General features: G+C 38.6%; 27 protein-coding genes and 1 tRNA gene. 15 read left to right on the top strand and 13 right to left on the bottom strand.

The features are described from left to right. Positions 1 to 22 precede the first annotated feature (22 nt). From prf1 to MBUR_RS08945, 4 genes are all read right to left on the bottom strand, one after another. Entirely contained in the window at positions 23 to 1,267 is a 1,245-nt protein-coding gene (prf1, locus tag MBUR_RS08955) for a peptide chain release factor aRF-1 (RefSeq protein WP_011499771.1), read from the bottom strand. A 165-nt stretch (positions 1,268 to 1,432) separates the two neighbouring features. After that, entirely contained in the window at positions 1,433 to 2,383 is a 951-nt protein-coding gene (twy1, locus tag MBUR_RS08950) for a 4-demethylwyosine synthase TYW1 (RefSeq protein WP_011499770.1), read from the bottom strand. 88 nt (positions 2,384 to 2,471) lie between these two features. After that, complete coding sequence (locus tag MBUR_RS14635) at positions 2,472 to 2,981, bottom strand: metallophosphoesterase family protein (RefSeq protein WP_332244256.1); 510 nt, start codon at positions 2,979 to 2,981, stop codon at positions 2,472 to 2,474. A gap of 18 nt (positions 2,982 to 2,999) precedes the next feature. After that, positions 3,000 to 4,097 carry an OB-fold nucleic acid binding domain-containing protein gene (locus MBUR_RS08945; protein ID WP_332244202.1) on the bottom strand — a complete coding sequence of 366 codons (1,098 nt, stop codon included), beginning with the start codon at positions 4,095 to 4,097 and terminating at the stop codon, positions 3,000 to 3,002. Positions 4,098 to 4,290: 193 nt separating this feature from the next. On the opposite strand from MBUR_RS08945, the gene MBUR_RS08940 reads away from it, so the two are divergent. Continuing rightward, positions 4,291 to 4,845: a signal peptidase I gene (locus MBUR_RS08940; RefSeq protein ID WP_011499769.1), complete on the top strand. Its 555-nt coding sequence runs from the start codon at positions 4,291 to 4,293 to the stop codon at positions 4,843 to 4,845. A 45-nt stretch (positions 4,846 to 4,890) separates the two neighbouring features. Here the strand turns inward: MBUR_RS08940 and MBUR_RS08935 are convergent, their stop codons facing one another. Beyond that, positions 4,891 to 6,126: an ORC1-type DNA replication protein gene (locus tag MBUR_RS08935; RefSeq protein WP_011499768.1), complete on the bottom strand. Its 1,236-nt coding sequence runs from the start codon at positions 6,124 to 6,126 to the stop codon at positions 4,891 to 4,893. 947 nt (positions 6,127 to 7,073) lie between these two features. On the opposite strand from MBUR_RS08935, the gene mfnA reads away from it, so the two are divergent. From mfnA to MBUR_RS08920, 3 genes are all read left to right on the top strand, one after another. Next, a complete protein-coding gene (gene mfnA, locus MBUR_RS08930; RefSeq protein ID WP_011499767.1) occupies positions 7,074 to 8,213 on the top strand; it encodes a tyrosine decarboxylase MfnA in 1,140 nt (379 codons plus the stop codon). 271 nt (positions 8,214 to 8,484) lie between these two features. After that, positions 8,485 to 9,585: a CBS domain-containing protein gene (locus MBUR_RS08925; protein ID WP_011499766.1), complete on the top strand. Its 1,101-nt coding sequence runs from the start codon at positions 8,485 to 8,487 to the stop codon at positions 9,583 to 9,585. Positions 9,586 to 9,593: 8 nt separating this feature from the next. Next, complete coding sequence (locus MBUR_RS08920; RefSeq protein ID WP_011499765.1) at positions 9,594 to 10,979, top strand: TraB/GumN family protein; 1,386 nt, start codon at positions 9,594 to 9,596, stop codon at positions 10,977 to 10,979. 79 nt (positions 10,980 to 11,058) lie between these two features. Here the strand turns inward: MBUR_RS08920 and MBUR_RS08915 are convergent, their stop codons facing one another. The 5 genes from MBUR_RS08915 to MBUR_RS08895 form a co-directional block, all read right to left on the bottom strand. Next, on the bottom strand, positions 11,059 to 11,625 hold the full coding sequence (locus MBUR_RS08915; RefSeq protein WP_269479043.1) for a transglutaminase-like domain-containing protein: 567 nt from the start codon (positions 11,623 to 11,625) through the stop codon (positions 11,059 to 11,061). Positions 11,626 to 11,753: 128 nt separating this feature from the next. Further along, complete coding sequence (gene fhcD, locus MBUR_RS08910) at positions 11,754 to 12,647, bottom strand: formylmethanofuran--tetrahydromethanopterin N-formyltransferase (RefSeq protein WP_011499763.1); 894 nt, start codon at positions 12,645 to 12,647, stop codon at positions 11,754 to 11,756. A gap of 339 nt (positions 12,648 to 12,986) precedes the next feature. Further along, a complete protein-coding gene (locus MBUR_RS08905) occupies positions 12,987 to 13,268 on the bottom strand; it encodes a hypothetical protein (protein WP_048063342.1) in 282 nt (93 codons plus the stop codon). A 75-nt stretch (positions 13,269 to 13,343) separates the two neighbouring features. Continuing rightward, positions 13,344 to 14,924: a hypothetical protein gene (locus MBUR_RS08900; RefSeq protein WP_011499761.1), complete on the bottom strand. Its 1,581-nt coding sequence runs from the start codon at positions 14,922 to 14,924 to the stop codon at positions 13,344 to 13,346. Positions 14,925 to 14,954: 30 nt separating this feature from the next. Beyond that, on the bottom strand, positions 14,955 to 15,833 hold the full coding sequence (locus tag MBUR_RS08895) for an ion transporter (RefSeq protein ID WP_011499760.1): 879 nt from the start codon (positions 15,831 to 15,833) through the stop codon (positions 14,955 to 14,957). A 197-nt stretch (positions 15,834 to 16,030) separates the two neighbouring features. Between MBUR_RS08895 and MBUR_RS08890 the strand changes: the two genes are divergently transcribed. The 3 genes from MBUR_RS08890 (at position 16,031) to MBUR_RS08880 (ending at position 17,578) form a co-directional block, all read left to right on the top strand. Then, positions 16,031 to 16,702 carry a winged helix-turn-helix domain-containing protein/riboflavin kinase gene (locus tag MBUR_RS08890; RefSeq protein ID WP_011499759.1) on the top strand — a complete coding sequence of 224 codons (672 nt, stop codon included), beginning with the start codon at positions 16,031 to 16,033 and terminating at the stop codon, positions 16,700 to 16,702. After that, positions 16,695 to 17,423: a 3,4-dihydroxy-2-butanone-4-phosphate synthase gene (ribB, locus tag MBUR_RS08885; RefSeq protein WP_048063341.1), complete on the top strand. Its 729-nt coding sequence runs from the start codon at positions 16,695 to 16,697 to the stop codon at positions 17,421 to 17,423. Before MBUR_RS08890 ends, ribB begins: the two co-directional genes overlap by 8 nt. Before the next feature lie 80 nt (positions 17,424 to 17,503). Next, positions 17,504 to 17,578: transfer RNA gene (locus MBUR_RS08880), tRNA-Pro, on the top strand. Between the two features lie 101 nt (positions 17,579 to 17,679). Here MBUR_RS08880 and MBUR_RS08875 read toward each other — a convergent pair. After that, positions 17,680 to 19,038 (bottom strand): DUF2254 family protein, encoded by a 1,359-nt coding sequence (locus MBUR_RS08875; RefSeq protein WP_083754966.1) that lies wholly within the window; start codon positions 19,036 to 19,038, stop codon positions 17,680 to 17,682. 208 nt (positions 19,039 to 19,246) lie between these two features. Between MBUR_RS08875 and MBUR_RS13885 the strand changes: the two genes are divergently transcribed. The 4 genes from MBUR_RS13885 to MBUR_RS08860 all read left to right on the top strand — a co-directional run bounded on the left by MBUR_RS13885 (position 19,247) and on the right by MBUR_RS08860 (position 20,642). Then, a complete protein-coding gene (locus MBUR_RS13885; RefSeq protein WP_157196692.1) occupies positions 19,247 to 19,405 on the top strand; it encodes a hypothetical protein in 159 nt (52 codons plus the stop codon). 327 nt (positions 19,406 to 19,732) lie between these two features. Next, a complete protein-coding gene (locus MBUR_RS08870; RefSeq protein ID WP_048063339.1) occupies positions 19,733 to 20,044 on the top strand; it encodes a DUF2178 domain-containing protein in 312 nt (103 codons plus the stop codon). A gap of 11 nt (positions 20,045 to 20,055) precedes the next feature. Next, positions 20,056 to 20,448: a DUF2178 domain-containing protein gene (locus MBUR_RS08865; RefSeq protein WP_011499755.1), complete on the top strand. Its 393-nt coding sequence runs from the start codon at positions 20,056 to 20,058 to the stop codon at positions 20,446 to 20,448. Beyond that, positions 20,445 to 20,642, top strand: coding sequence for a helix-turn-helix transcriptional regulator (locus tag MBUR_RS08860; protein WP_011499754.1), 198 nt, complete (start codon positions 20,445 to 20,447; stop codon positions 20,640 to 20,642). Before MBUR_RS08865 ends, MBUR_RS08860 begins: the two co-directional genes overlap by 4 nt. A 261-nt stretch (positions 20,643 to 20,903) precedes the next feature. Here the strand turns inward: MBUR_RS08860 and MBUR_RS14170 are convergent, their stop codons facing one another. Continuing rightward, a complete protein-coding gene (locus MBUR_RS14170) occupies positions 20,904 to 22,673 on the bottom strand; it encodes a hypothetical protein (protein ID WP_011499753.1) in 1,770 nt (589 codons plus the stop codon). A 226-nt stretch (positions 22,674 to 22,899) separates the two neighbouring features. On the opposite strand from MBUR_RS14170, the gene MBUR_RS08850 reads away from it, so the two are divergent. After that, positions 22,900 to 23,817, top strand: coding sequence for an ABC transporter ATP-binding protein (locus MBUR_RS08850; RefSeq protein ID WP_011499752.1), 918 nt, complete (start codon positions 22,900 to 22,902; stop codon positions 23,815 to 23,817). Between the two features lie 4 nt (positions 23,818 to 23,821). Further along, positions 23,822 to 24,613 carry an ABC transporter permease gene (locus MBUR_RS08845; protein ID WP_011499751.1) on the top strand — a complete coding sequence of 264 codons (792 nt, stop codon included), beginning with the start codon at positions 23,822 to 23,824 and terminating at the stop codon, positions 24,611 to 24,613. 9 nt (positions 24,614 to 24,622) lie between these two features. Here the strand turns inward: MBUR_RS08845 and MBUR_RS14165 are convergent, their stop codons facing one another. Next, entirely contained in the window at positions 24,623 to 24,796 is a 174-nt protein-coding gene (locus tag MBUR_RS14165) for a hypothetical protein (RefSeq protein WP_198003733.1), read from the bottom strand. Between the two features lie 216 nt (positions 24,797 to 25,012). Here MBUR_RS14165 and MBUR_RS08840 point away from each other — a divergent pair, with 216 nt between their 5' ends. Then, complete coding sequence (locus tag MBUR_RS08840) at positions 25,013 to 26,002, top strand: hypothetical protein (protein WP_157196691.1); 990 nt, start codon at positions 25,013 to 25,015, stop codon at positions 26,000 to 26,002. A 15-nt stretch (positions 26,003 to 26,017) separates the two neighbouring features. Further along, entirely contained in the window at positions 26,018 to 26,224 is a 207-nt protein-coding gene (locus MBUR_RS08835; RefSeq protein WP_011499749.1) for a hypothetical protein, read from the top strand. The last annotated feature ends 140 nt before the right edge of the window (positions 26,225 to 26,364 follow it).

The raw sequence follows: 26,364 nt of genomic DNA, 5'->3' as shown, positions 1-26,364 counted from the left end.
AATGATCACCTTTAAATTAACTTTAGATACCTGTGTTGAAACGCAATATCGCTACAACGCCGCCAAAAGCTTTCAATAGTTGTGAACCTTCCTCGAAATCAGTGGATATGAACTCCACCCTTGTACCCATTTGGTCACATATCTCAGACAGTTGATCAACGACATCCACCTTTTCAGTGATCTCAAGGTAAGAACCACATTTAGGGCAGTTGCCAGTAGGAGAACTGCTGTCCCCGGGCTTGAATTCGCGACTTGTCTTCTGCTCATAATCACAGGAAGTACACTTGACAGTTTCCCTTACAGCTCTGAGGTCCTCGGATATCAATAATATATCCACAGCACCTATTATGAGGTTCTCACGGACATTGTCCTCACCATAGGTCGCTTTGCCGGAATCCGATACCAATTCCCTGAAGAACTGTTGCATCAGCTTCTTCTCGACCATGAGATCAAGGTCTTCAAGTCTCTCGCTCGCAGCATTCACGAGTTCGGAAAGACCGGATTCATCGGTGTATGCAACATCGAAAAGATCAAGGACCTTCTTCTCGATCTCGTGGTGGAAGAAATTACCTGCTTCGAACTCTTCTTTTGTGGGTGACGGACCACCTATAAGCACTCCTTCGAAATCTTTCTGCTCTACTGCAAGGAAGACCTCACTTGCAGCATCTCCGATACGTTTGTAGAAATCATGTATGGCAATAAGTCGCAATTGCTGGAACCTGTGAGCACTCTGACCACCCTTTCTCTGTTTCCCGGGTACAGTGGAAGTAAGATTACGGAATGCTTCTATCTGTTTACCCGTGAGAAGACCAACCGTAGCTTCACGCCTGTCCAATACAAGCAGACCATAGGTCTTTGCTTCCTTTAGCATATCTTCCAATGGGGTAAGGAAAAAAGACGAATCGCAGTGATATCTGTAAGTGATAATGGGTTGTGGTGGCTCAACAATAGTGGTCTCCATATTGGTCTTGTTCGCACCAACATCTACCGCACCAGTAAAATATACAATCCCATTTTCCGGAACTGTACCATACCTGAGCCTTGACATAATAGAATCGATGGCTCCCTGCACATTGGTCTTGGTAAGCTTGGATTTGATATTGGAGGCCTGGCTATGTTCGTTCCTAAGCTGTGATACAACATCTGAGATCTGTTTATCAGGAGGTATGTACAGAGAAATAAGTTCGGTACCACGACCTTTTTTTCCTCTTAACGATTCCAGTTTCTTTTTAAACTCGTATTTCTGATGTGAAGATTGGTCAGCCATTGTAGGAATACTCCATAATTAGGATCAATTGGGATTATAGTTGCATCTTGCAACCTGATGATTATGTTCTGCATTGAACATTGATGCTATTAGCTATAAGGTGTACCTATGTAAACAAGGACATAAATATAGGTTATGACTGATCACATGACCTTTGTCTGAATTTTACTCAAGGTCTGAAACTTTTCCGTCTTTTGACAGAAGGACAATACGACTAACTTCTACATCATCTGCAACACTGTATCCAATGTGACCAGCAAGTTCTTTTGCAAACTCAAGAACTTCATCGTGTGCAGGCATGGCTTCGCGCGGAAGGCGGCCTCTGGAATAACCTAGGTGCATATACGCCTTGACCTCAATGTAATCTGGGTCCGCCTTTTCGATAAGTCGCCCATAACCTGCTGTATCGAACATGTTCAAACCTTTGATCAATGTTATGCGAATAGCTTTTCTGTTATTTTTCGTTCCAAGGATCTCAAGGGACCTGTTGATCTTATCCCACAGTGCAGGAGATTTCGGTAAACAAACCTTTTCATACGTCTCTTTGTCAGGCGCATCCAGGCTCATATAAAGCTGTGAAGGCTCTATCTTTTCCATCATTTCAGGAACAGTACCATTACTTACAACAAAAGTACTAAAGCCCTGGCTTTCATACTCTTCTACAAGTTCAGGAAGATACGGATACAATGTAGGTTCGCCTGAAAGAGAGATAGCGACATGTTTTGGTTCATTGGCTTCTATCCAGCGCTCTCTTGGTGCTGAATGTCCAAAACCTGTGATCAGTTTTCGCTGAGCCTTAATTGATGACCCCACGATTTCCACTGGAGAATCCCAATTATTTGGAAGAGATACTTCGACCTCAGTAGGCCTCCAGCAATGTAAACAACGCTGATTGCATCTCAGTGTTGGAGTCATTTGTAAACAACAATGAGAGGTTATGCCATAGAACTTTGACTTATAACATTCGCCTTGATCTTTTATTGAACGGCTAAGCCAAAGACATGTCTTAACAGCCGAATGAGTGCCTGCAAGACTGTACTTTTGCTTTTTTAGCAAAGTTTCAAAATCAGTTATTTCAGGAAGGATCATTAGATCTTCCTTATCTTTTAAAGACATTTGATGCATACTTCCTTTTTGCAGTATATATAGTAATCGGAAATCAAAAGATAGCTTAAATTTTTCCTCATACATTGTAATAAAATTATTAAAACTGAAGGAGTGTCGTCCTGAGAGTAGATAGGTCCACCACCGGAACCTTTGCAGGGGTAGGCATTAAATTGACCCTTTTCTGGAACTCTGTCTGAGACTGCCATGTACCTGAATTTATAAGAAGGACACTCTTGTAGTTTCCAACACCAATAGTATGTACATGACCACAATGCAGTATATCGGGCACCGGGTCAATGACGAAATGATCCTGTTTTTCCGGTGCAATGGAAACCCTGCTTCCATATATTGGTGAAAGATGTCTTCGTTTTACCATTTCCGCCATAGCTTTTTCAGGTTCTTGGTATGAAACTCCCGGAACAGATGCTACCAGATCATCTATCGAGCGTCCATGATACATAAGCACCTTAACACCATCAAGATCTACAAGTGCAGGATTTCCCACAAACGTTATCCTATCAGAGAAAAGGGAAGTGATACGTTCCGGAAAACGTGGCTGGGGTTCTGCTTGCCTGACTGCATCGTGGTTACCGGGAGAAATAATTATCTTTATATGTTCAGGTACCTAATCGAAGTACTCAGCAGCTTTTCTATACTGATCATAAACATCAAGTATATCAAGCTCATGTTCCTGTCCCGGAAATATACCAATACCATCAACAAGATCGCCTGCAACCACAAGAAAACGTATTTCCTCCGATATCTTTTTCAACTGCTCATTATCGGTCTTGCCGTTAAGGAAATCAAGAAAGCTACACCACTCTTCTTCAAGAAAAGTAGAGCTGCCTACATGGATATCTGATGTAAAAATAGCTTTGCCCCAGGTACCTTCTCTCCTATTTGGAATATTGGGAAGGTCTGGAAATACCAACTTTTTTGCGATCAGAAGACTACCATCATTGGTCATTGAACCGGTTATACCTATAACCTCATCAAGAACGAGTTTGCTTGCTTCCTCGAAAAGGTCCTTTTCTGCCTGATGCACCAGCACTGGAAACGAACCTGTGGGATCTTCCAACTGTAGCATCTTATGACCATTGGCAGTGGTCCTTATCTCAGAGACCATACCTATAATAGATGCCTCATTGTAATCCCCACCTCCTCCACGTCTTACCCCACTGCTGTGTTTTCGGTTCTTATTAAGACTTTCAATAGGTCGGGCGGTTACCCTTCCACGTATAATATTACTTAGTTTAGTGTAACGATTCCTAAAATACTGAACAAATTCCATATATTCACCAACACAGGTCGACATATCTGTAATGTCAGACATGATATTGATATTGTTCACCTGTCCGTTGGAATCACTAAAACATCTTTCATCCTGCAAAGTGGCTGAAGATGATGTTGGAGAAAGTGTTGAAGATACTGAAGATCGTGCAGGAGATCGAGTTGAAGAAACTGGAGCTACCGAAGATGTTGGAGTATCATTGGAACATGGAACTTCCTCAAGACATTCCTTTGGAAGATCAGGATATTCTTTTTCAAAACTCTCTATATCAATATGTTCAGCTTCAATAACAAAAAGAGATTCATCCACATTTTCGAGTATATAGGAAATAAGGTCATTTGGTGCACTATGCAAAGCGATCATTTCCACAGCTTTAGGGCTTATCTGATAACCTGCTTCCAAAAAGATTTCCTGAACCTTAATCTCTTTCATAATATGGCCTGAACTAAAATGATGGAACTTAAGCTCAAATCGAATTGATGAAACCACAAATATCCATGAACATAACTTGAGTCGTGCTAACAAAGCATTCCTACAAATAAAAATGCTGCGTATAATTATAATAGATAAAGCCTAAATACAATATTCTTTTAAATAATCAGATACTTTCTTATCCTGGATCAATATGACCTTACAAGAATCATTTCACACATTCAGAACAAGTGAGAATTTCTGGATATCTCTTACAAGAGATCTCGTATCCGTGCTTTTGGCCGTAATGGCCTTTGCAGTGATATCACAGATAGTTTTTGGAATGTGGACACCCATGGTTGCGGTTGAATCCGGCAGCATGGAACCACATATGCAAATAGGTGACATTATTTTCATAAAAAGTATTGATCGGGCACAAATAATAACCAATAATGATACTTCTACAGAGCATATTAAATTTAAAATGCAAGGTGATGTCATTCTATACCGTCCTCATGGACAGGAAGGAGTGACACCGATCATACACCGGGCTATGTATTATGTAGAAGAAGGAGAAACTATGTGGTTTAACGGTCCTGTTGCTCCTCATAGCGGTTATGTAACAAAGGGCGACAATATAAGAACGAACATTTATTTTGACCAGCAAGGCCAGATAAGCCAATATGAACCTATTAAGGAAGAGTGGATAATAGGAACAGCACAGTTTAGAATACCATATGTAGGTTATCTGAGACTGCTCATATCCTAAATATCTTTATTTTTTTATTTTTTATAACAATCAAAAATTGATGCATCATAGATGCATCTGTGCTGTTATCACTGGTTTGAATCCCGCGAGCATTCCTAACCTGTAGTCTTCCAGAAGAACACGACGGGTGCTCTCGATAGGAACACTTAATACTATTTCTTTTGTTCTTCCATAACGACCTTTACTGACAACGACAGCATTGAGAATACCAAGCATATCCAGTTCAGATATAAGATCAGTTACCCTTCTTTGTGTCAGGATATCCATATCCACACTTATACATAGCTGACGATAAACATTGTAGACCTCTCCAGTAGTAACGTTCCTATGTCCGTTATCCCTCAGGACCATTACACTATAAAGTGACAGTTTTGACTGTGTCGGAAGTGTCCTGACTACTTCAACAATACGATCTATTTCTATCTTTTCCTGAGCTCTTCTGACATTCTCTTCTGCTACATAACTCTGATTATCACGTTCAGCAAGCTCACCTGCAACTCTTAGAAGATCCAGTGCACGTCTTGCATCACCATGTTCTTGTGCTGCAAAAGCAGAACACAAAGGAATGACCATTTCGTCAAGGACATCATCCTTGTATGCAATAGCTGCTCTTTGCCCTAGGATATCACTTATCTGTTCAGCATCGTATGGTGGGAAAATTATCTCTTCTTCCCCAAGTGAACTTTTCACCCTTGGATCGAGGAAATCTGTAAATTTAAGGTCATTTGATATACCTATCATACTGAGCTTTGCATTTTTAAGATCGGTGTTTATACGGGAAAGATTGTAAAGAACATCATCTCCCTTTTTTACAAGTTTATCGATCTCATCCAGAATGATCATTATAACCTGCTTTTTAGAATCGATCGCTTCTTTAAATTTTGAAAATACTTGATCTGTAGGCCAACCAGTCATTGGTATATCTTCACCAAATTGTTTAGCGAGATTTGCCAATAATCTATATTGTGTATCAATTACTTCACAATTGAGATAAAGCACAGAACATGGAACATCCAGATCTTCACTTTTTCTTTCAAGTTCAATACCAACATAACGTGCAACAGCAGTTTTACCTGTACCAGTTTTACCGTATATTAAAATATTTGATGGAGTATCTCCCCTAAGTGCAGAAACAAGGATCGTAGCAAGATTGTTTACCTGTTCAGTTCTGTGAGGAAGTGAGTCAGGTGTATAAGAAGGTCTCAAAACTTCCTTGTTCTTAAAAAGTGATTCACTTTGTAACAAGTCTTCAAATAATCCACCTAATGATTTATTCTCCATATTTTAAACCTTCCAATAAATTCATACTTATTAACAATAATCAAATGAATTTGTTATTAACATAATAAAATTTTAAAATCCATTTGTTTAGAAATTATCAAACTAACATTTATTTAGATATAACTTTTATCTTCTATGTAATCCAGATATCTTATAATGTCAATTGTTGTAATACACATTTATTCTGAACTTTAAAACATAAAATAATGATAATACATAACAATATCTAAAAAAGGAACTTCGGTTTTTCATGATGAACAAATATTAACATGATATAACTTCAGATTTTCTTTTTAAGACATTATTTATTACTTTTGAAGCTTTAAAATGTTCATTTTGTAAAGCTTATTTTCCACTTGATGCAATGGAAGTGTACCTTATTAAGAGTTATGCTTAATACCCCCTTGTTTCAACTGGAACTTTTTATAAATTATTTAAAATAAAGTTAAAACCACTTTCAAGCGATTTTTTTATGTTTTTGTTACATTATTTTGTTTATAACAAAAAGTGATGAAAAAGTTTCTTTTGGAACTACACCCCTTAGTTTCGCTTGGAAAGTATATAAAGAACCGTGACCCTATGGTTTCAACTGGAGTGCAGAAAAAAATAAGAGATATATTTTTTATAATATTAAAAAAAGAAGGTGTTGTAAGAATATAATTAATAGTTAATAAAGGTTTCTAGGAATTTAAAGGTATATTTTAAAACTTGTTCAAATGTTCCAGTTGAAACAATGGGGTGACCCTCTTAGTTCCTCAAAACGAATATTTTCAAAATACGTCACCATATTTTTATTATTAATTTTAAATATTCCAAATAAATTTTTAAAACTATCAAAAAAAGATAACAACTTAAAATTAATAATAAATAATGTATCTTTTTTTAAATTATAAAAAATTTAAACACAATCAATTTAAACAGGTTGTATGTAATTACCTAGGGAATTCATGGAAGAAAACGGCAAAACAAAAGAAGAAATATTATTATTTCTTAAAAAAGCCAAATCTGCTGATGCAAGTTATGAGCGTGTTCTAAGTTCAATGTGTACTTATCCACATGAAATTGCAGTTTTAGCTCATACACAATTCATAGAATCAAACATGGGAGATCCAGGTCTTTTCCCTGGAACTTTTAATCTTGAAAAACAAGTTCTTGCTATGTTCGGGAAAATGCTACATCACAAAAATTCTCCTGAAAAGGCTGGTTATTTAACAACCGGAGGAACCGAATCTAACATACAGGCAATAAGGTCAATGCATAACTTTCGTCATGATATTTCAAGGCCTAATATAGTAATGCCAGAATCAGCTCATTTTTCATTCGATAAAGTTGCAAACTTATCAGGGATCGAAATTAGAAAAGCTTCTCTTGATAAATTGCTCAAAGTTGACCTCGATTCCGTACGGTCACTTATTGATAAAAACACAATTGGTCTTGTTGGTATTGCAGGTACTACAGAATTTGGTCAGCTTGATCCTATCAATGAATTATCAAAGATAGCTATTGAAAAAGGGATCTTTTTACACATTGATGCAGCTTTTGGTGGTTTTGTAATTCCTTTTATGGATATTGATTATACCTATGATTTTAGGCTTGAAGGTGTAACTTCAATGACAATAGATCCTCATAAAATGGCTTTGAGCACAATTCCTTCAGGTGGTCTTTTATTCAAAGAACCTGAATATTTTGAATGTCTTGAGATACACACACCTTATTTAAGCGTCAATAAACAGTATTCATTAACAGGAACTAGAAGCGGTGCAGGAGTGGCCTCGACTTATGCTGTCATGAAACATCTTGGAAGAAAAGGTTACAAAAAAGTTGTTTCAGACTGTATGTCCGTCACAAAAAAATTGGTTGATGGTGCAGAAAAATTGGGCATAAACACTGTTATCGATCCGGTTTTAAATATTGTTGCATTGGATGTTCCTGAAGCTGATCTTGTGAGAAAAAAATTGCTTGATGAATATGGTTGGCATGTATCTATTACACGTAATCCCCGTGCTCTTAGGATCGTTATAATGCCTCATATTAAAAATGAAACAATAGAACTATTTCTGAAAGATCTTGCAAAAGTGATCAAGTGAACAAAAAGGTTAAAAAATCGTTTTTTAAATTTTCACGGATGAGGGGATGATTCGATGATACCTAGCCTTGAAACTTGTAAAGGCGTGTACCATCGGAATCCGTGTGTAATACTAACTATGATCTGAGCATATAAACAGTTGAGCCAAGCAGGGTGAAAGTATTCTGTAAGATCAACTTAGACTATTTAATGGTAAAATCATAGAAAATCATTATAGAAATCTACGAAAACAACCAGATAGTACTAAATATCATAAAGATTAGAAATTAGTCATGCAAAATTCTTTCAAAATTGGAACTATTATTGGTATTCCTATCAAAATCCACATCACATTTCTATTGGTACTGCCGGTTTTTGCATTTATATTTGCGTCAAATCCTGCACCTTTTGGTTTTAGTGATCAACCGGTATTTTTAGGATACTTGCTTGCATTAGTGACAACACTTCTTCTTTTTGTATGTGTGGTCCTTCATGAGTTGGGGCATTCCTATCTGGCACAAAAATATGGTGTTAAGATAACAGATATCACTTTGTTTCTGATAGGTGGTGTCTCTTCAATGGAAGAGGTCCCAAGGGATCCTTCCCAGGAAGCAAAAATGGCGTTTGCAGGTCCTCTTGTGAGTTTTATTATAGGTACATCACTGCTGCTGATCAATTTTGTTCTGGCTGATACATTCGCTACATTTGGAGAGAATGTTGTTTCCAGGATCATACAAATGCTCGGCTATATTAACATAGTTCTTGGTATGTTCAATCTGCTACCGGCATTTCCAATGGATGGAGGTCGTATTCTTCGGGCATGGTTTGCAAGAAAGATGAACTATGTACAGGCAACTCACACAGCTGCATCTGTAGGTAAAATGTTTGCTTTCCTTCTTGGTTTTCTGGGCCTGGTATCAAATCCCTGGAACCCCTGGCTTATATTTATTGCAATATTTGTTTATATGGGTGCATCCGGAGAAGACAGGTCGACAGCTGTTACGATGACACTTGAAAAGATACCTGTTAAGGACGTTATGTCAAAAGATGTTATTTTTGTCGAACCTTCCATGACAATTGATGAACTTACACAATTCATGTTCGAAAAAAAACACATGGGCTATCCGGTGATGGAACGTAATACTTTAAAAGGTATTATAACGTTTACAGATGTACGCAGGGTAATGTCTCTGGAACGCTACAGTGTGCTGGTATCTGATGCAATGACACATGATGTTGTAACGATTCCATTAGAGGCAAATGCTGCCGATGCTTTCAAGCTGATGAGTTTTAATAAAATCGGCAGGGTATTGGTGATAGATGAAGGTGGTTCTGTGACAGGAATTTTATCCAGGACCGATCTGATGCATACTATGACTTTATTGAACGAGTGATGGGAACAATGGAAAGTTCGAAAGATAAAGAAGTACAGTTAAAGGAAAGTCGATTGATGACCGATTCCCGTACTGCTACTTCTGGTTATAATTACGATACGGGTTCAGGCTCAGTTTATTCCGGCAATGGAGGTGGTACTTTTTCACAGACACCTTCCCTTGTTTCAACGGAAAGAGCTGACCCTGCTAGACCAAAGCCTTCTGAAATAATAATTGTGGGTACAGCTCATGTTTCAGAAAAGAGTGTCAATGAAGTAACAAGCGCTATTGAAAATGAAAAGCCGGATATTGTAGCAGTCGAGCTTTGTCAAGGCAGATACGATTCGCTTAAAGGAGAGGTAAAAGATTCAGACCTTCCGATCAAGGACATCCTGAGTGGCGGAAAGATCTATTACTTCTTGGTGCACTTGCTTTTGGCTTATGTACAGAAGAAGATCGGTGATGAGATGGGAGTTCAGCCAGGTGCTGAAATGATAACTGCCATCGATGTTGCAGAAGCCAATGGAGCTAAGGTCGCACTTGTTGATCGTGATATACAGCTTACACTGCAGCGTTTCTGGAGCAAGATGAGCATCTTTGAAAAGTTCAATATGCTAGTTGCACTTGTTTCTTCAGCTCTGGGAATTGGCGGTTCCAAGAATATAGATATTGATAATATTACTGATCAGGACATGGTAACGACTCTCATTAATGAGCTTCGAAAAGCTTCCCCGAATGCGGCTACCGTGCTCATTGATGAAAGGGATGCCTATATTGCAGGAAATCTTTTAAGACTTGCCAATGGTGGCAACAAGAAGATAATAGCAGTATTAGGTGCAGGCCACAAGCAGGGAGTTGAAAAATACCTTAAGGACCCGAAGTCTCTCCCTCCTATTTCTTCACTGACGGAATTGCCTCAAAAACGGTTCAGCTTCATGAAGATAATTGGTATTGGAATAGTGGGAATAGCTCTTGCAACATTTGGTTTGATCATTATGTCAGGAACCTCTCTCGAGTTGCTTCTTTTAGCATTCGGTTGGTGGTTTATTATTAATGGTGTGCTTAGTGCAGCGGGCGCTGCCCTTGCAAAAGGTCATCCGTATTCTGTTATCACCGCATTTTTTGTTGCATGGCTAACATCTTTAAACCCACTAATGGCGGCTGGATGGTTTGCAGGGCTTATGGAAGCTAAACAGCGAAACCCAACAACTGCCGATTTGAAAGAAATGGTGAAACTCGAGAGCTTCAAAGAGCTTCAGAAGAACAATTTCTTCAGAGTTGTCTTTGTAGCCGCACTTGCTAATGTCGGAAGTACCATAGGGACCTTCCTTGGTGCTTGGGTGATGTTAGAAGTAACAGGAATTAATAAACAGGATTTGCTTAATGCAGGATTGACTGCAATTGGATTTAATTGAATTGTGATTGCTTCAACAAAATTGTAGCAAAGCAAGTACATAACTAAAAAAAAATGGAATGGTAGATTTTTATAATCTATCATTTATCTTCATTTTGTTGTTCTATCAATGGAATATCTGACAGATTTTCCCAGACATCTTCATAGTTATCATATTTTGTCAGAAGGTCGACTATGACAGGTAATGAATCTGGCCATATCTCCGGCAGGTCGGCTTCACCTTCTACTTTTATCTCATAGGCGAGCATTTCATCAGGTGGAACATATTGTGCATTCACACTTTTTTTGTTTCCTCTTGCATCGATACGATACCAACTGATGTCCGGCAGATAGATAGCATTCAGGTCATGAAGGCAAAATGGTTCTCCGTTATTATCCCTGCTAAGACGTTGATAGTACAATCCGGCGGGAATGCTATTTGCCCTAAGCAAAGCTGCCAGAAGGTGACTTTTAGCATAACAATAACCGGTTCCTGCTTCCAGTACCTCGGAAGCTTTCAGGGTGATAGGGTTCAGACAATGATCGTGACTGTGATAGATATTATCCCTTACCCATTCAAAACACCGTTTTGTGATCTCAACAGGTTCATCTGATCCCAATGCAAGCTCCTTTGCAAGCTTTTGAACTTCCGAATGTTTCCAGTCAATTATCTCTGTAGAGCGTAATATTCGTGCATACTATCAGCCTGGTATCATTATAAATAGATATTAAGAAGCGTTATGAACAGAAATTATAAACGAACAGGACTCAAAAAATAAAATAAAAATGGATGACCTTAGAAAAGGTCATGAAGGTTGAACTTGTGTGGTCCGAGACTTCCGCCGTAGTTTCCTGCGGTGATCTTCTTGATACCAGGAACAGCAACAGCTGCTCTTATTCCCATCTCGGTTGCTTTTGCAATGGATTCGAAGTCAAGACCATTGATAACTATCTCATAGACACAGTTAACGTCTGCAGGGATCTCTGAGCCTTCTACCTTGTCCTTGATGCTTGGACAGAACTTCTCGTTTGCAGTTGCTTTGAGGAACTTGTACTTGTTTGCGCCTGCCTTTGAACCGCTTGCAACGATTCCGCCTGGGAATGGTGTGATGGTACCATCAACAGCTCCGATCGCATCGACTGCGTTCTCTGCTGCGGTAAGTGTTGTCATCTGTGTGTCACCGAAGATGAAGAAGTTACCACCTGCGATAGCGGTTACTGCACCGAGTGTGTCCTCTACAAGGAAGTCACCCTCCATCATTGGGATAACATGCATCTTGCGACCGCCAACCTCTGTCTCAGACTCTGTTCCATCTGCGAAGTATTTGAGCTTGCGTCCGGTATCGAACTGCTTCTCTGCATCTGGAAGGCCGTTGAACACTGCGGTTGTTGGTGCTGTGAGGATACACTGACCTACACGCTCTAAAAGCTGTTCTTCAAGTGACTTGAATCCGAAGGTGCAGAACTGTATGTAAACACCTGGTCTGCCATCTGGTGTCTCACTTGCATCCGCGTACTTCTCAATGCCGGCTTCAGCAGGACATCCAATGACTGATGTTCCGAATCCTGTTGCTTCCTGTGCTGCAACAGTTGCCCAGCGCTTTGTTGCTGCTGTGATCAGTATTCGTGAAATTTTGATTGGGAATGCCTCTGCAAATGTATCTTCGATCTCTACTCCATTTAGTTCCATTACAACACCTACATGATTGAATTTTAGTATGAATTACAATACAATTACAATACATATATGTTGTGTCCATAGCGATAGATAGTACATTTGCAAGGAAGAATATGAAAAAGAGCTTTATTTGACTGCAATAAAAGATTGGTTTGAAGAAATATTTGCTTCACTCCAGTATCAAAGATTATGAAATTGTGGACAATCTTAAGCAAACGTTCTTTTTGGAAGAATTTTACCAAGTGTCTGTTGAGTACATCTTCATTTATGTGGTACAATAAATAGGAGTCAATAGCGGTTAAAGTGGATAGGTTTCTTTTCTTTTAGTGAGAAGTCGTATTTTTTGTAGGCTCAACTTTTTCCTTCAATGCTCAATAATTCCAGTTTAACAAACTCACCACGGTGTGTTTCCCACCACTTTCGGTCTTCACGGGATGGAAGTTTGTAGGAAAATGTAGGTCGCCCATCTTTTCCAATTGCAGAGTGTGTAACAGTGCGAATGCCAAGACCCTCGATATTCACTTCGATAGTTGCTTTATTTTCCACCATTTCGAAAAAATTACAGTCGTTATACCATAATTGATTATCTCGTATTTTGTAGGTGTTATCAACTGCTAAAGGTTTTTGTATCATGTCCATAGCTCCATATTAGATTACTTGGCAAAACTGGTTGGAACATACTAATATACCTTTCGCAATTTAGAAATTTTACCTGCCTGTATTTTCATAGGTTCGCAAAAAAAGTGTATAGAATTTATCATCATCGGTACGCTGATCACCTATATCCATGACAGCGTCCTGAATGGTAATGGCAAAAGGCCCTTGCTTTCCCATTCTGGAAAAAAGCTCTGCAATGGTCTTCACAGGTCCCTCAAGTTCTGAACACATTGCAGCAAGGCATATATCCTTCATTGAAACAACGGTCTGTTGCATCAGTTCCCCGGAGTTATTTTTAAGAGCAGCAAGGCCTACATCGTTCAATTCATTAATGACATGTGACAGTTCCTCTTCACTATACTCGCGTGCAGCTATTACACCAAGATCCTGCATTGTCCGGACGACTTCCAGTGCGTCCTTTTGGTCGAAGAACTTTCCCATACTACGCAAAGAACCGACCAATTTTTTGAAACCATCCTGTCTTTCCTGAGTTTTTTCTTGAATAGAACGAATACCGATATCCCGTATTGTGAGAACTACAAGACGGCTGTAATTTGCGCGTTCATATCTTGTTGATATTCTTGCCAGTTCAAGCAATTGGTTTGTTACCGCTATCATAGTCGAAGTGTCCTGTGCAAAGATTGCATTATTGCCAATATCTTTGAGCAGCAACAATCCTTTTTCGACTGCTTCTTCATGTCTCGATCCGGCAGCAGCTTCTGTAATATCTCCTATGGACCTTACGAATTGTTGGTTCAGTTGTGTTGAAGTTCTTCCTTTTATATCATCGAAAAGGGATGTCAATGATCTTAGCGATAGTACAGCTCCATCCTGGCTTCCGTGCTTTGAAGCTGCTTTTCCGATAACACCGATCGAATGAACAACACATTCTGTTGCAGTTTCATCTCTTGAGGCTGCAATAAAGCCTATCTCGAGCAAATGGAAGTTCATATGTTTTGCAATAACAGTAGTGTCTCTGGCACCGGTCATGAGGTTCTTTGCCGAAACGGTTATCTTATCCAATCCTTTTTTGAAGCTGTCTTCATCATGGTTTCGAACTGCACATCTGATACTGTCAACAGCAGCTGAAAGAGGATCATCAACATCTCTGGTAATGTTCTTTGATGAAGCTTCGACAAGGTCGTATGAAGTTATCTTCCCCATCATTTCGTCAAATCGGTATGCTATCTTTTCGTTGTAAAGATTCCTTGTAATGGATGCTGCCCCATATCCCAGAATAGTTGCAATTGCTATGACCACACTGAATATGATCGGATCATGAAGGTTTATGAGATGGGATGCTGAGATTGTGAATGCTACAGAAGCAATTATGAACGAAAGATTGTGATTCATTGCTCTTCTTTTTGAACTTTGCCATATTGTCACTGCCCAAAGTAAGGTAAAAAAGACAAGAAGGATAGAATCGATCGCAAGGTCGGATGTGATACCGGATATCAGAAGGGCTGTTATAACAGATATTTGCATTGCGAATGCGGCCATTGTAAGATCCGGAGCAGCTTCTGATAGGTCCATCTTAAGGTGATTTCGTATGAGAATATCAAAAAATAGAATGGCAGCAGTAAGACCGATGACAATTAAACTGTCGATGATTGTGGTAATCAATATATCCATATTTATCACTGGTTGAATTTAGTACTATCCTTATAGTTTTGCGCCGCAATTTTTGCAAAAATAAGCATCAATATCATGGCCCTGTAATCCGCAATTGTGGCAGGCGATGTTAAGGGCAACGTCCTTTGTTTTTTCAGATATCATAATAGGTCTGGCTGCCATGCTGGTGTTTATAATAGAATGAGTAATGATGCCAGTAGGAACCGCGATTATGGAATAACCGAGTAACATAACAACGGATGCCATCGCCTGTCCTAGTGGCGTAACAGGCACGAGGTCACCGTATCCCACAGTTGTCAGTGTTGTTATAGCCCAGAAGACACTTCGTGGGATACTGGTAAATCCATTTTGCTCCCCTTCAATGACATACATCAGAGAACCTAATATTAGTACAAGGTTCAGGACAGTGAATGTAAAAACGGTTATCTTTTTGCTGCTGTCTTTAAGAGCCTGTACCAGCATATCGGCCTCTGTGAGGTATTGAACAAGTTTAAGCACTCTGAATATCCTGAGCAAACGAAATACTCTGATTATTAACAGGTATTGGCTTCCTGGGAAAAAGAAGCTAAGATAGGTTGGTATGATGGCCAGAAGGTCGATTATCCCGAAGAAGCTGGTTGCATATCGGACTTTGCTCTTTACGCATATCATCCTCAGTAAATATTCAATTGTAAATAGGATGGTGAAGATAATTTCCGCCATGTAGAGCTTTTGATGATGGATCGAGCTAATTGAATGGACACTGTCCAGCATAACGACGATAACGCTCAGAATGATCGTCAGTATAAGGGTTATGTCAAAATATTTGCCGATAGGAGTGTTAGCTTCAAAGATGTATTTGTACATGTATGAACGCCATCCCTCACATTCGGAACGATTTTCCGAATCCCTGTTCCATCTGTTCATCATTCAGCCCTCTATATACAAGATCATAAGTTCGTTTTCTAATATTACATACATGTAGGAACCTGGGAATAATATTCTTTTTATTATAATATAAATCATTCTGAATATAGGCGATTGTCCATCAAAAGCTTTATTTTCTCTCCGTCTCATATTTGAGATGCATCTCATATTTGAGGCAGGATAACAAAAAGGTACCAAAAATGCATCGTATCAATGCTTTGAAACATCTGGCTCTTCTGGGCGCACTTAAGAAACCTGTGAAGATATCATCAAGCGAGTTCACCAGATACACCTCCACAGGTTCCAAAACAGCCGCAAGGATACTAAAGCAGCTTGAGGAAGAGGGATCTATCGATCGTCTGATCATTCCTGAAGGCCAGATGATATCCATTACGGAAAAGGGTCATAAATGGCTTGAAAGTGAGTTCAGTGATTATAAGCACATCTTTTGTGGCGATGAAGATAAAGTTGAGCTCTATGGTAATGTGATTACGGGTCTTGGGGAAGGGCAGTATTACATTGCTCAGGATGGATACGGATCCCAGTTCGAAGAGAAATTGGGTTTTAAGCCTTATCCGGGTACTCTTAATGTCAGGCTTACCAGTCACAGTGCAGACATACTGAAAAGGAAAAGCCAGAAAAATATAATTCCAATATCCGGTTTTACTGATGGTCAGCGTACTTTTGGAGGCTGTAATTGTTATTTTGTGGAGGTAGAAGGAGTGAGGGGAGCAGTTGTTACTCCTGAACGTAGCCATTACCCCCACGATCTGCTGGAGATAATATCCCCTGTTCATCTTCGTAAGACCTTGGAACTGAATGATGGGGATGAAGTGAAGATTATGATCGAAGACCGCAGTGCATGTGAGTGATCCTATGACAAATGAAAATTACACTGATAATATCAAAAAGGCGATAAAGGCCGCACAGAACGGGGAAATGTTCTTTATTTACGATTCAGATAGCAGAGAGGGTGAAACTGATTTTGTAATTACTGCTTCTTCTGTAACTCCTGATGATGTGCGCTGGATGCGCAGGGATGGCGGCGGACTTATTTGTGTGGCTATCGATAGTGAAAATTCAAAAAAGCTCGGCCTTCCCTTTATATCCGATGTTCTTCGTGATGAAGCAAAGGCTAATCCTGCTCTTGGAAACACTGTTGAGAAAGGCGGAGATCTTGCATATGACACCCGTTCTTCATTTTCCATCTGGGTGAACCACAGGAAAACACGCACAGGCATTCCTGACAATGACAGGGCTCTGACCATAAACGAACTGTCAAATATCACTGAAAAGTGCATGAAAGGCGAAGATGTAATCTTTGGTTCTGAGTTCAGGACACCCGGTCATGTTGCTCTTTTGCGTGCGGCTGACCATCTGGTACATGACCGCAAAGGCCAGACCGAGCTTTCCATTGCAATCGCAAAGATGGCAGATGTAACTCCTGCAATGGTGGTTTGTGAGATGCTGGACGATTCCAACGGCAGAGCATTGTCAAAAAAAGATGCAAAAGAGTATGCTGAACTGCATGGCCTCGTCTTCCTCGAAGGCCAGGAGATAGTTGATGCATACGAGCAGTGGGAGCAAGCTTAAAGCTTTATTCTCTCCCCATTTTTCCATCCTTTTTCAGAAAGAATGATATACTGAAAAGTCTTATTATCAATCGTCCCCGTGGGGCCGTAGGGTAGCCTGGTCCATCCTGCAAGGCTGGGGGTCTTGCGACTTGAGTTCAAATCTCAGCGGCCCCATCACAAGATCTTGTTTTTTGAGTGCGAGTTAGTTTTGCAATAACGTAACTAAAAGATTTTATAGAGCTTCTGATTTACGATTAGAATCATGCTAAATGGAATTATATTGATTTGAATTTGATTATTTGTTTGATTATTTCAATTGTCCGATTTGCTTCCTTTTCTATATCGTACCATTCATTTTCTTTCGCTTTCTTTCCAATTTCATTCAATGATATAACTACAGATTCTGTTGCCCATTCCAATTTATTTTCTGCTGCTTTTTCCCCAGTTTTACCCAATGCTATAATTACAGATTCTGTTGCCTTTTCCCATCCATTTTCTGCTGCTTTTTCCCCAATTTGACCCAATGCCATCACTGCATATTTTGTTGGGTATTTAAATTTATTTTCTGCTGCTTTCTTTCCTATTTCATTCAATGTTATAATTACAGATCCTGTTGCCCCCTGCAATTCATTATCTACTGTTTTTTCCCCAATTGCACCCAATCCTATAATTACAGATCCTGTTACCCCTTCCCATTCATTTTCTGCTGTTTTTCCCCCAATTTGACCCAATGCCATCACTGCATATTTTGTTGCTTCTTCAAATTTATTTTCTGCTGCGTTTCTACCAATTTCCCTCAAACTTCCTAGTAAAATAAAACAATATTCCTCTTCTTTTTTTGCCAGAGCCAACATGCTTACTCTTTCAAGGTGTTCACAAATATGATATGAAATATTTTCTTCATTTTTCTTGTTTAATATTTCATTTGCTCGGGTTGCAATTGCATTTGCACCACTTCTCACAGTTGTGTGATCATATTTCATTATGGAACTGATAATAATATCAATAATAGGTAGCACTGGATCATTTTCATTAAGTGTAGTCCTTTTTTCATCTTCAGTTTTTGAAATTTTATCTTCAGTAATATCTTCTGCAAGCAGTTGAACAATCACGGAAGGATTCAGCAAGGCAAGAGTGTTCCAGATATACGGTATCAAGCAGATAAAACAAAAAAATCCCAGAAAATAAGTGCCAAAAATAAAAGATTCAAGACTAAAAAGTCCGTTTATTGGTAATGTATTGGTTCCAATTATCTTTATTGTGCCCAATCCGAAAAAGATAGTTGTTGTATAAATTGATATCAGTATCCAGATATCAGGGGTTTTCCTGTATACATCTATCACTCTCGATGAATATGACTGAGCTGAGAGCTGGATTGCTACCAAACTCAGGGTGATGACAATTGCAACTACTGCCGCCAGACTCTGTATAAGTGCGCTGAGCATGTATCTGGCATTATCGGGATTAATTCCGGTGTGCAAAAAATTGTAACCCGGAAAAAAAGCTGACAGTAGCATGATTGGTAAAATAAAAGCCAGGCTAACACAGGCAAAAAATAAGATATAAAATGTAATTCTGTTAGGCCATTTTGGTTCATTAAGAAATTTAAATATCTCTTGCAATTGTTTATGCATAATTTCAAAAACAGTTTTAATAGTTATAAAAGTATTGAAAATCTTTAAAAATTAAAAGTGTTGTCATCGTTTGGTGGCATGTTTAGTTTCTTCTACTCGACCTTTTCCCAGTATCATTTCAAAAAAATGAGTTAGCATTAAATATAAATAATACATGTTGTATATATCTAATATTAAGTTTGAATTAGATAACTTTGGAGAACACATAATGGCAGCGACTATATTCGAGTTTATACCGATATTCGTTGGAATTGCGATAGGATTTTTAATTTCCAACAGGGGCGTAAAAAATCTGAAGAGCCCGAGCAGGATGAAAGAACAGAAAACGCGGCAGGAGAAGCTGCACAGAGCACGATTATTGTGCTGATGTTGGCAATGGGCGTGATTTCTTATGGAGATATTTTTGATTTATTCAAATTGGAAACGTACCAATCTATACCAATATTATTTTTCACATTATGATATCGCTGATAGCTTTTCGTCGCTACTACAATTCAAAAGAATTTTGAGAGGGGAATTTGTATGAAAATCAGGAAAGACAAATAGGCTTTCTGGACACTGGCAATGTATCTTCCAATACTAACAAAAATAGATCTACATACCAAAGAACATTATAAAGATGCGAGTACACCCCTTTTCATGGGCTATCTCTGATACTAAGCTTGAATTACATAAATCATATGGAGAACATATAATGACAGTGGATATATTCGAGTATATACCGTTAATTATCGGAATGGAAATAGGGTCGTTAATTGCTCTTATTTATATCATAAGGCGTAAGAAAAGCGGAGAACCTGAACACGATGAACGGACGGAAAAAGTTACAGGAAAAGCCGCAAGAAGTACCATTATTGTTTTGATGCTTGTACTTCTTACAATTCTCGGAGGTGACCTCCTGAGTTTGATTAAACTGGAAGCAATTGAAATGCTGGCAATCATTATCCCAATTTTATTGATTTCTATGGTAGGATTTGTAAGCTACTACAATTCAAAGGAATTATAAGAGGAATTTGCATGAAGATCAGGAAAGATAAATACACTTTGCGAGGTTTGGCTTTAATTCTGGGAATGCTGGTCTTAGGTCTGATTTTGTGGCAATTCCAGTTCTACGGGGGTAGTGCAGCACTCATTATTATAGCCTCAATTCTCACGGTAATGTTCTTGCACACCGCTACAAAACCTCAGGAATATTTTATACGTGATGAAAGGTCTGTAAGAATTAATGAGAAAGCAGGATACCATGCCTTCTGGATACTTGTAATGTGTATAGCGATTCTGACAATGATGGACTGGTTCACTGAGATACTTTACAAGGATGTGAGTGCACCTCTTTATATTATTGGGATGGGCTCATGGGTCACTCTGAGATGGTATTATGATAAAAAAGGTTATGAGACAGACCCATGAAAACCAGGATCAAAGAACTCCGAGCCAGATATGATCTTACTCAGGAAGAGCTTGCGAAAAAAGTAGGGGTTAGGAGAGAAACCATTTTGTTTTTGGAAAAGGGAAAGTATAACCCTTCCCTGAAATTAGCTTATACCATTGCAAAGGTTTTTGATTCAACCATAGAAGATGTATTTATTTTAGATGATGAATGAGATGTTTTGGAATGAATAATCCAAAATATTTCAAATGATCTTCCTCTTTTTTAGAATTCTCACAGGGTAAATATTGAATAAACAGTTCATAAATTCTAAAAAAAATAGAAGTAAGACAAGTTCACAAGATGGTATGGCTCACTCACGCAAAATAGTGATGAGCCATGTGATGAACTGACTATGCTTAAAATGGTACAGCAGTTTTGGAACAACTGTTATTTCTTTTAAGCAAAATCGAGTTTGACGATCCTTTTACCTATCTTAAATTCCCAACGCAGCTCTCGTCAGTACTATCAATCCAACGAACAAATTAAGCACGACTAGCCCCCCAATTGCCACTGCACCATATTTGATATATTTAGTATCAAAATCGAGTATGGATAATGCTTTTTGTACAGTTTCCATTGTGTCGTTGGCTTTTGACAGGGTGGACTTTGATTCTTCGAGATTGTCGTTCAGGGTCTCAAGCACTTTGGTGTTCAATGTCTCAAGGTTGTTATTCAGATTATCAAGCACATTGTTGATGCGAGGTTGCTGATCGGTCCTGACATTTTCGAGTATTTCGTTTACTTCATCCAGTGCCTGAGGTATCACTCCGGGCTTATCAACGATCTCATGCGTAAATCTCATTTTCTTTCTTTCGAGCTTTAGCAATTGGTGATCGTAGTATGAAGCCTGAGCTTTCAGAAGATCGTAATTCCTCTGGTAACCATCGAATTTTGTAGCAAGGGATGCTGAAATTCTGGCACCATGAGGCTGCATGTTGGCACCGGTGAACTTCTGTTCTTTGTCCATCTGGAATTTCATATTTTCAGATGCAAAAGAATGGGCGTTGAAGTCAGATCTGTCAGCCCGGGTAGATCTTTTAGGATCAGCAGGACCAGTAGAGCTAGTAGAACCAGTCGGACCAGTAGAGCTAGTAGAACCAGTCGGACCAGTAGAACTGGAAAAATTCATATTCGGTGCAGGGGGTTGATTGTCAGATATGTTCTTATCTTCCAGAGTTGCACCAGAGATGTTCATATTTCTTCTTCTGGCTTCACCTGTGAGTCCGCGGAACTTGTCAGAATTTCTGGAAATTCTAATATCGTCTATTTTTTCGATACCCACATCGATCTTTATATCTTCATCAATTTTGATATCATCAATGACTTCGATATTATCTAAAATGTTGTCATCCAGAATAATATCATCCACTACATGATCCGAATTCATTTTTCGGTTCATATGGATCATGCTGCCAGTGAATTCAAACTTCTTGGCAGGCATATCGTCCATGACGGTGTGGATTCCGGAAACTACCTCTTTTTTGCGCTGGAGAACATTCAAATAGTATCTTCTGTCAAGTTCGATAGCATTAATATTCTGTATTCTTTCAGGTCCAAGTTCTGCTGTTGAAATAGGAACCTTCTCTCTTGTGACGAAGAGTTTCTTAACTTCTTTAAGTAATTCTTCAGTAACTTCGAAGTTGTCATCAACGGACTTTAGAATTTCTTCTATCAGAGGTTGTTCAATAGTATTTAACCGCTCAAGGACCTCTTTTGCGTTATAGATACCAGTGGTCAGAACTCCAGGTTCTTGATACAATACCTCTGTGATCTCAGCATTGACTGCAGCGATCCTTGCTATTAACTGGAACTGTTTGAGGACATTATCCATATCAGAGAACATATCCCAAAAATTAAATGAAAAATCATCCGGGTCGTCTACACCAAGGCTTTTTAATTCATCTCCAAGGCGCTTTTTTTCTGCTTTAAGATCGTCAAGTCTCTCTTTTTCCTCATCCCATAGCTCATCTTCATCTCTGGGACTCAACCTGCGGATAGTGATGAGCTCTTCAGTTTCTTTTAGGAACGATTTCAGTTCTTCTCCCAATGACTGTATCGTTGTGCCTATTACTGCAATAGCGAGCCCTGCCTGTTCGGCAGCATCTCCTGCATCTTCTGCTGCATCCCCTGCCTGATAGATTGCTTTTCCAACTGTATAGAGTCCACCTGTGCAGACTCCGGCTACTACATCAAACCATCCCATTTAATTCCTCCTGATTGTAAAGTTCTTGAAAGATCAATATATAATTAAAATAATCCAATGTATATATTAGTTTCTTTTATTTGTTTTTTGTTGTGCACGTTATGCTTAAAAAATACTAACGATACAACAATTCTATTTCAAAAGGCAAAGTCCAGTACAAAAAAAATTGAAAAATAAGAAAAGCTATATCAATTCTCAAATCAATAATTGTTAAAAGAAAAGATCGGTGATATACATTTTTCCAGTTATTGCAGGCAAGGACGTCAGGAAAGAATTTGGCGAGTTCACGGCTGTAGACAGCGTTGCTTTTTCTGTAAATGAAGGGGAACTTTTCGGCTTTTTAGGACCTAATGGTGCGGGCAAGACAACTACCATGCGTCTGATACAGTGTATTTCCCCAATGACATCGGGCACGCTGGAAGTTTTTGGAATGGATGTGAATTCTCATCAGCGGGAGATCAAGTTCAAGATGGGTGTTGTTCCTCAGGAGAATAATCTGGACCCTGATTTTACGGTCTATGAGAACCTCTTTGTTTTTTCGCGTTATTTCGATATTCCTGAGGATGAAGCTAAAAAAAGAGTTGAAGAACTTCTTAAGTTTGTGCATCTGGAAGAAAAACGCGATACTATGACCGAATCGCTTTCAGGTGGTATGAAAAGGCGTCTTGTACTTGCAAGATCCCTGATAAACAAACCAAGGTTACTGATACTTGATGAGCCAACCGTGGGGCTTGACCCCCAGTCAAGGCATCTTATGTGGGACAAGCTCAAAGGTCTCAAAAAGCAGGGTGTCACGATCGTGCTCACAACACATTATCTTGAAGAGGCTTCTCAATTATGTGACAGGCTTGTTATAATGGATAATGGGAAGATACTCGTTGAAGGCAGCCCCACAGATCTTATCCAGAAATACATTGGTTCTGCAATAGTCGAGACCGAGAACGATCCTGCTATTCTCTCATGCCTTGAAGGACATAAGGCAACCTATGAGGTGCTTGGGGATAATGTTCAGATATATACTGATAACCTGCAGGAAACGACCGATCATATTCTGTCGGAGTGCAAGTTGAAAAGTGTCACTGCACGTGCAGCGACACTTGAAGATGTTTTCCTGAAACTTACCGGAAGGAAGCTCAGGGAGTGAGAAGATGGATTTAGGTATGTATTTCAAGCCACCGCAAATTACATCGGGAGCATTCAAGGTCTGGCGACGAAATAAAGATGTTTTCATGAAGAATGCTAAATTAAATCTCCTGCCACCATTCGTCGAGCCTTTGCTCTACCTTTTTGCGATGGGTTTCGGATTAGGTATGTTCATCGAGGAGATAGACGGTGTACCCTATGCAAAGTTCATAGCTCCGGCATTGATCTCGGTCTCTGTGATGTATGGTGCTTTTTTCGAGTGCAGCTACGGTTCCTATGTGAGAATGTATTACCAGAAGACCTTCGATGCCATCATTGCAACTCCTTTGAGCATTGAGGATGTCATAATCGGAGAACTTCTCTGGGGTGCTACCCGAAGCACAATAAGTGCCACACTGATGATCCCGGTCATTGCTCTTTTCGGACTTCTAACTTTTCCGCATTCACTGTTGATAATCCCATTCGCTTTCCTTGCAGGCCTGCTTTTTGCATGTCTTGGAATGTGTATTGCAGCGGTTACCCCGAATATAATGTCCATCAATTACCCGATAATGCTTTTCATTACACCGATGTTCCTCTTTAGCGGAACGTTCTTCCCTCTGAACGTACTGCCTGAGATCGTCCAGTACATCGCACTGGCAATATTGCCACTGACACATGTCGTGATGATAATAAGGGCACTGACCTTCGGAACACCGGGATTGGAACTGCTTTTCAATCTTGCATGGATAGTTGGAGTTTGTGCAATAGGGTTTGTTGTTTCGGTCAATATGATGAAGAAAAGACTGGTAGTCTGAGCTTAACACTCACTTTTTGCCTGATGAGCTCTTGACTTCCATACACCTGCGACTGTTCTCACATCCGAGACTGCGTCTGTAATCAGACCTTATCTCTTTTTTTGCAGTTTTGACCATCAGCTCATCAAGTTCCTCTTCGGTCAGCTCGCATGTGTCTTTGTCAGTTTCTTTTTTGTTGGGCATTGGTGTGTTCCGTTCTTTGATGCTTGAAAATGACAATGATCTTGTAATATTTTAATTTTAACATTTCTGTTATGTTTAACAAAATTAGAAGGGAGGTAAAAATTAAGACTTGATGAGATTTGTGTTTTCACATCATATTTTTTTGATTTGGAGAATGCTATACATTAATTATTATAGATGAAGCCTTCATAATTTACAGTTATTATGTCTTCCAAAATGGATGAAAACCAGTTAATAAAGGCTATAACTGAAAAGGTTGAAATTTTACACAAACTAATTACTTCTGACAAAAATAATGATGATGCTATAAATTATATACCATCAATCAATTTTAAATTCAACACAGTCATCAAACCTCTCGGATGTGAATCTGCTAAAGAATTTAAGAGTATTATAAATGAAATTCTAAATTTTAATAAGTTTAACGAAGTATATTCTACCAAATATGTAAAGAAAGAAATTACTACTATATTACATAAAACTCTTAATAAATATGATGACATCAAACCAGAAATTGAGCAGTTTTGCACCACTCTCATAAAAAATTCAAATCACGAATGGTTCATCATTTCTGAAATTGAAAATATTAAATTATTAAATACGAACATGCCTTTTCATCTAATTGATTGCACTATAAAGTGTTTAAGCGAAAAAGACATACCTTTTGATATAAAAAGGACTGAAATTGGTATTTTCAACCTTTCTGAATCTATAATGAAACCTTGTATATTTACAACAGTTAGTGCTGGAGATAGTGAAAAAGCTAGGATTTTGGCTTTGGAACGTTTCAGCAATTCATTAAATTTATTGAGAATTTATTTCCCACACTTTAAACCAACATTAAAAGGAACACTTCGTTTTGGAATGAATCAGATTTATAGTTTTAATAAAGCAACGGAATTAATCGAAACTAATAGTTCTCTTACAGGCCATCCACTTCTCGAAGAGGCATATTTGGATGAGGAACTATACACATGGTTGCAACAAAGTGGAATTAAGGAACTTAAAATTAATAATAAAATTACGAATATTGTAAAACAATGCTTACATTGGCTTGAAATTGGATTAAATGAAGATTTACAATCAGCTAAACTTCTTCACTTCACAACAATATTAGAATCTACCTTAAAACTCCCTTCTGAAAGTACTGAGTTAAAACAAAGAGTTTCAGATCGCTGTGCTTTGTTATTAAGCAGTACTTATTAGGAAAGAAAAAAAATTGTGGAAAATATTTCTAAGATATATAATGCAAGAAGCAATGTAGTTCACAAGGGAAAGATGATTTATGATGTGAATGCTGATGAAAATATTGATGAAATTGCTGGAAAATATGCAAGACAAGTGTTGAAACATTTAATCTATCAAAATTCAGAACATAAGGGCGATTTTAAAAAGTTTATTTCAAAAATTGATGATCAAAAATATTAGTAATTATAGAACTAACAATATTCATCGATTAACTCTGTAAATTTGTTGTGTTATATTTCCCCTGTCTTTTACATTTAACGTACAATTGTAAAATTCAACAGCACTAAAACCCCCTTCAGAATCCACATAATTCTAACTCC

Origin of the sequence: Methanococcoides burtonii DSM 6242, assembly GCF_000013725.1 — an archaeon.
Taxonomy (GTDB): domain Archaea; phylum Halobacteriota; class Methanosarcinia; order Methanosarcinales; family Methanosarcinaceae; genus Methanococcoides; species Methanococcoides burtonii.
The sequence above is the reverse complement of the archived record's forward strand: the minus strand, read 5'-3'. Positions and strand labels throughout refer to the sequence as shown.

Excerpts from the sequence above, each read along its gene's own strand:
- fhcD (WP_011499763.1), bottom strand. The coding sequence starts at position 12,647 with ATGGAACTAAATGGAGTAGAGATCGAAGATACATTTGCAGAGGCATTC.
- MBUR_RS08925 (WP_011499766.1), top strand. The coding sequence starts at position 8,485 with ATGCAAAATTCTTTCAAAATTGGAACTATTATTGGTATTCCTATCAAA.
- MBUR_RS08870 (WP_048063339.1), top strand. The coding sequence starts at position 19,733 with ATGACAGTGGATATATTCGAGTATATACCGTTAATTATCGGAATGGAA.
- MBUR_RS08940 (WP_011499769.1), top strand. The coding sequence starts at position 4,291 with ATGACCTTACAAGAATCATTTCACACATTCAGAACAAGTGAGAATTTC.
- twy1 (WP_011499770.1), bottom strand. The coding sequence starts at position 2,383 with ATGTCTTTAAAAGATAAGGAAGATCTAATGATCCTTCCTGAAATAACT.
- MBUR_RS08840 (WP_157196691.1), top strand. The coding sequence starts at position 25,013 with ATGGATGAAAACCAGTTAATAAAGGCTATAACTGAAAAGGTTGAAATT.
- MBUR_RS08895 (WP_011499760.1), bottom strand. The coding sequence starts at position 15,833 with ATGATGAACAGATGGAACAGGGATTCGGAAAATCGTTCCGAATGTGAG.
- MBUR_RS08845 (WP_011499751.1), top strand. The coding sequence starts at position 23,822 with ATGGATTTAGGTATGTATTTCAAGCCACCGCAAATTACATCGGGAGCA.
- mfnA (WP_011499767.1), top strand. The coding sequence starts at position 7,074 with ATGGAAGAAAACGGCAAAACAAAAGAAGAAATATTATTATTTCTTAAA.
- MBUR_RS13885 (WP_157196692.1), top strand. The coding sequence starts at position 19,247 with ATGGCAGCGACTATATTCGAGTTTATACCGATATTCGTTGGAATTGCG.
- MBUR_RS08890 (WP_011499759.1), top strand. The coding sequence starts at position 16,031 with ATGCATCGTATCAATGCTTTGAAACATCTGGCTCTTCTGGGCGCACTT.
- MBUR_RS14165 (WP_198003733.1), bottom strand. The coding sequence starts at position 24,796 with ATGCCCAACAAAAAAGAAACTGACAAAGACACATGCGAGCTGACCGAA.
- MBUR_RS08935 (WP_011499768.1), bottom strand. The coding sequence starts at position 6,126 with ATGGAGAATAAATCATTAGGTGGATTATTTGAAGACTTGTTACAAAGT.
- prf1 (WP_011499771.1), bottom strand. The coding sequence starts at position 1,267 with ATGGCTGACCAATCTTCACATCAGAAATACGAGTTTAAAAAGAAACTG.
- MBUR_RS08860 (WP_011499754.1), top strand. The coding sequence starts at position 20,445 with ATGAAAACCAGGATCAAAGAACTCCGAGCCAGATATGATCTTACTCAG.
- MBUR_RS08945 (WP_332244202.1), bottom strand. The coding sequence starts at position 4,097 with ATGAAAGAGATTAAGGTTCAGGAAATCTTTTTGGAAGCAGGTTATCAG.
- MBUR_RS08920 (WP_011499765.1), top strand. The coding sequence starts at position 9,594 with ATGGAAAGTTCGAAAGATAAAGAAGTACAGTTAAAGGAAAGTCGATTG.
- MBUR_RS08900 (WP_011499761.1), bottom strand. The coding sequence starts at position 14,924 with ATGGATATATTGATTACCACAATCATCGACAGTTTAATTGTCATCGGT.
- MBUR_RS14170 (WP_011499753.1), bottom strand. The coding sequence starts at position 22,673 with ATGGGATGGTTTGATGTAGTAGCCGGAGTCTGCACAGGTGGACTCTAT.
- MBUR_RS08865 (WP_011499755.1), top strand. The coding sequence starts at position 20,056 with ATGAAGATCAGGAAAGATAAATACACTTTGCGAGGTTTGGCTTTAATT.
- MBUR_RS08875 (WP_083754966.1), bottom strand. The coding sequence starts at position 19,038 with ATGCATAAACAATTGCAAGAGATATTTAAATTTCTTAATGAACCAAAA.
- MBUR_RS08905 (WP_048063342.1), bottom strand. The coding sequence starts at position 13,268 with ATGATACAAAAACCTTTAGCAGTTGATAACACCTACAAAATACGAGAT.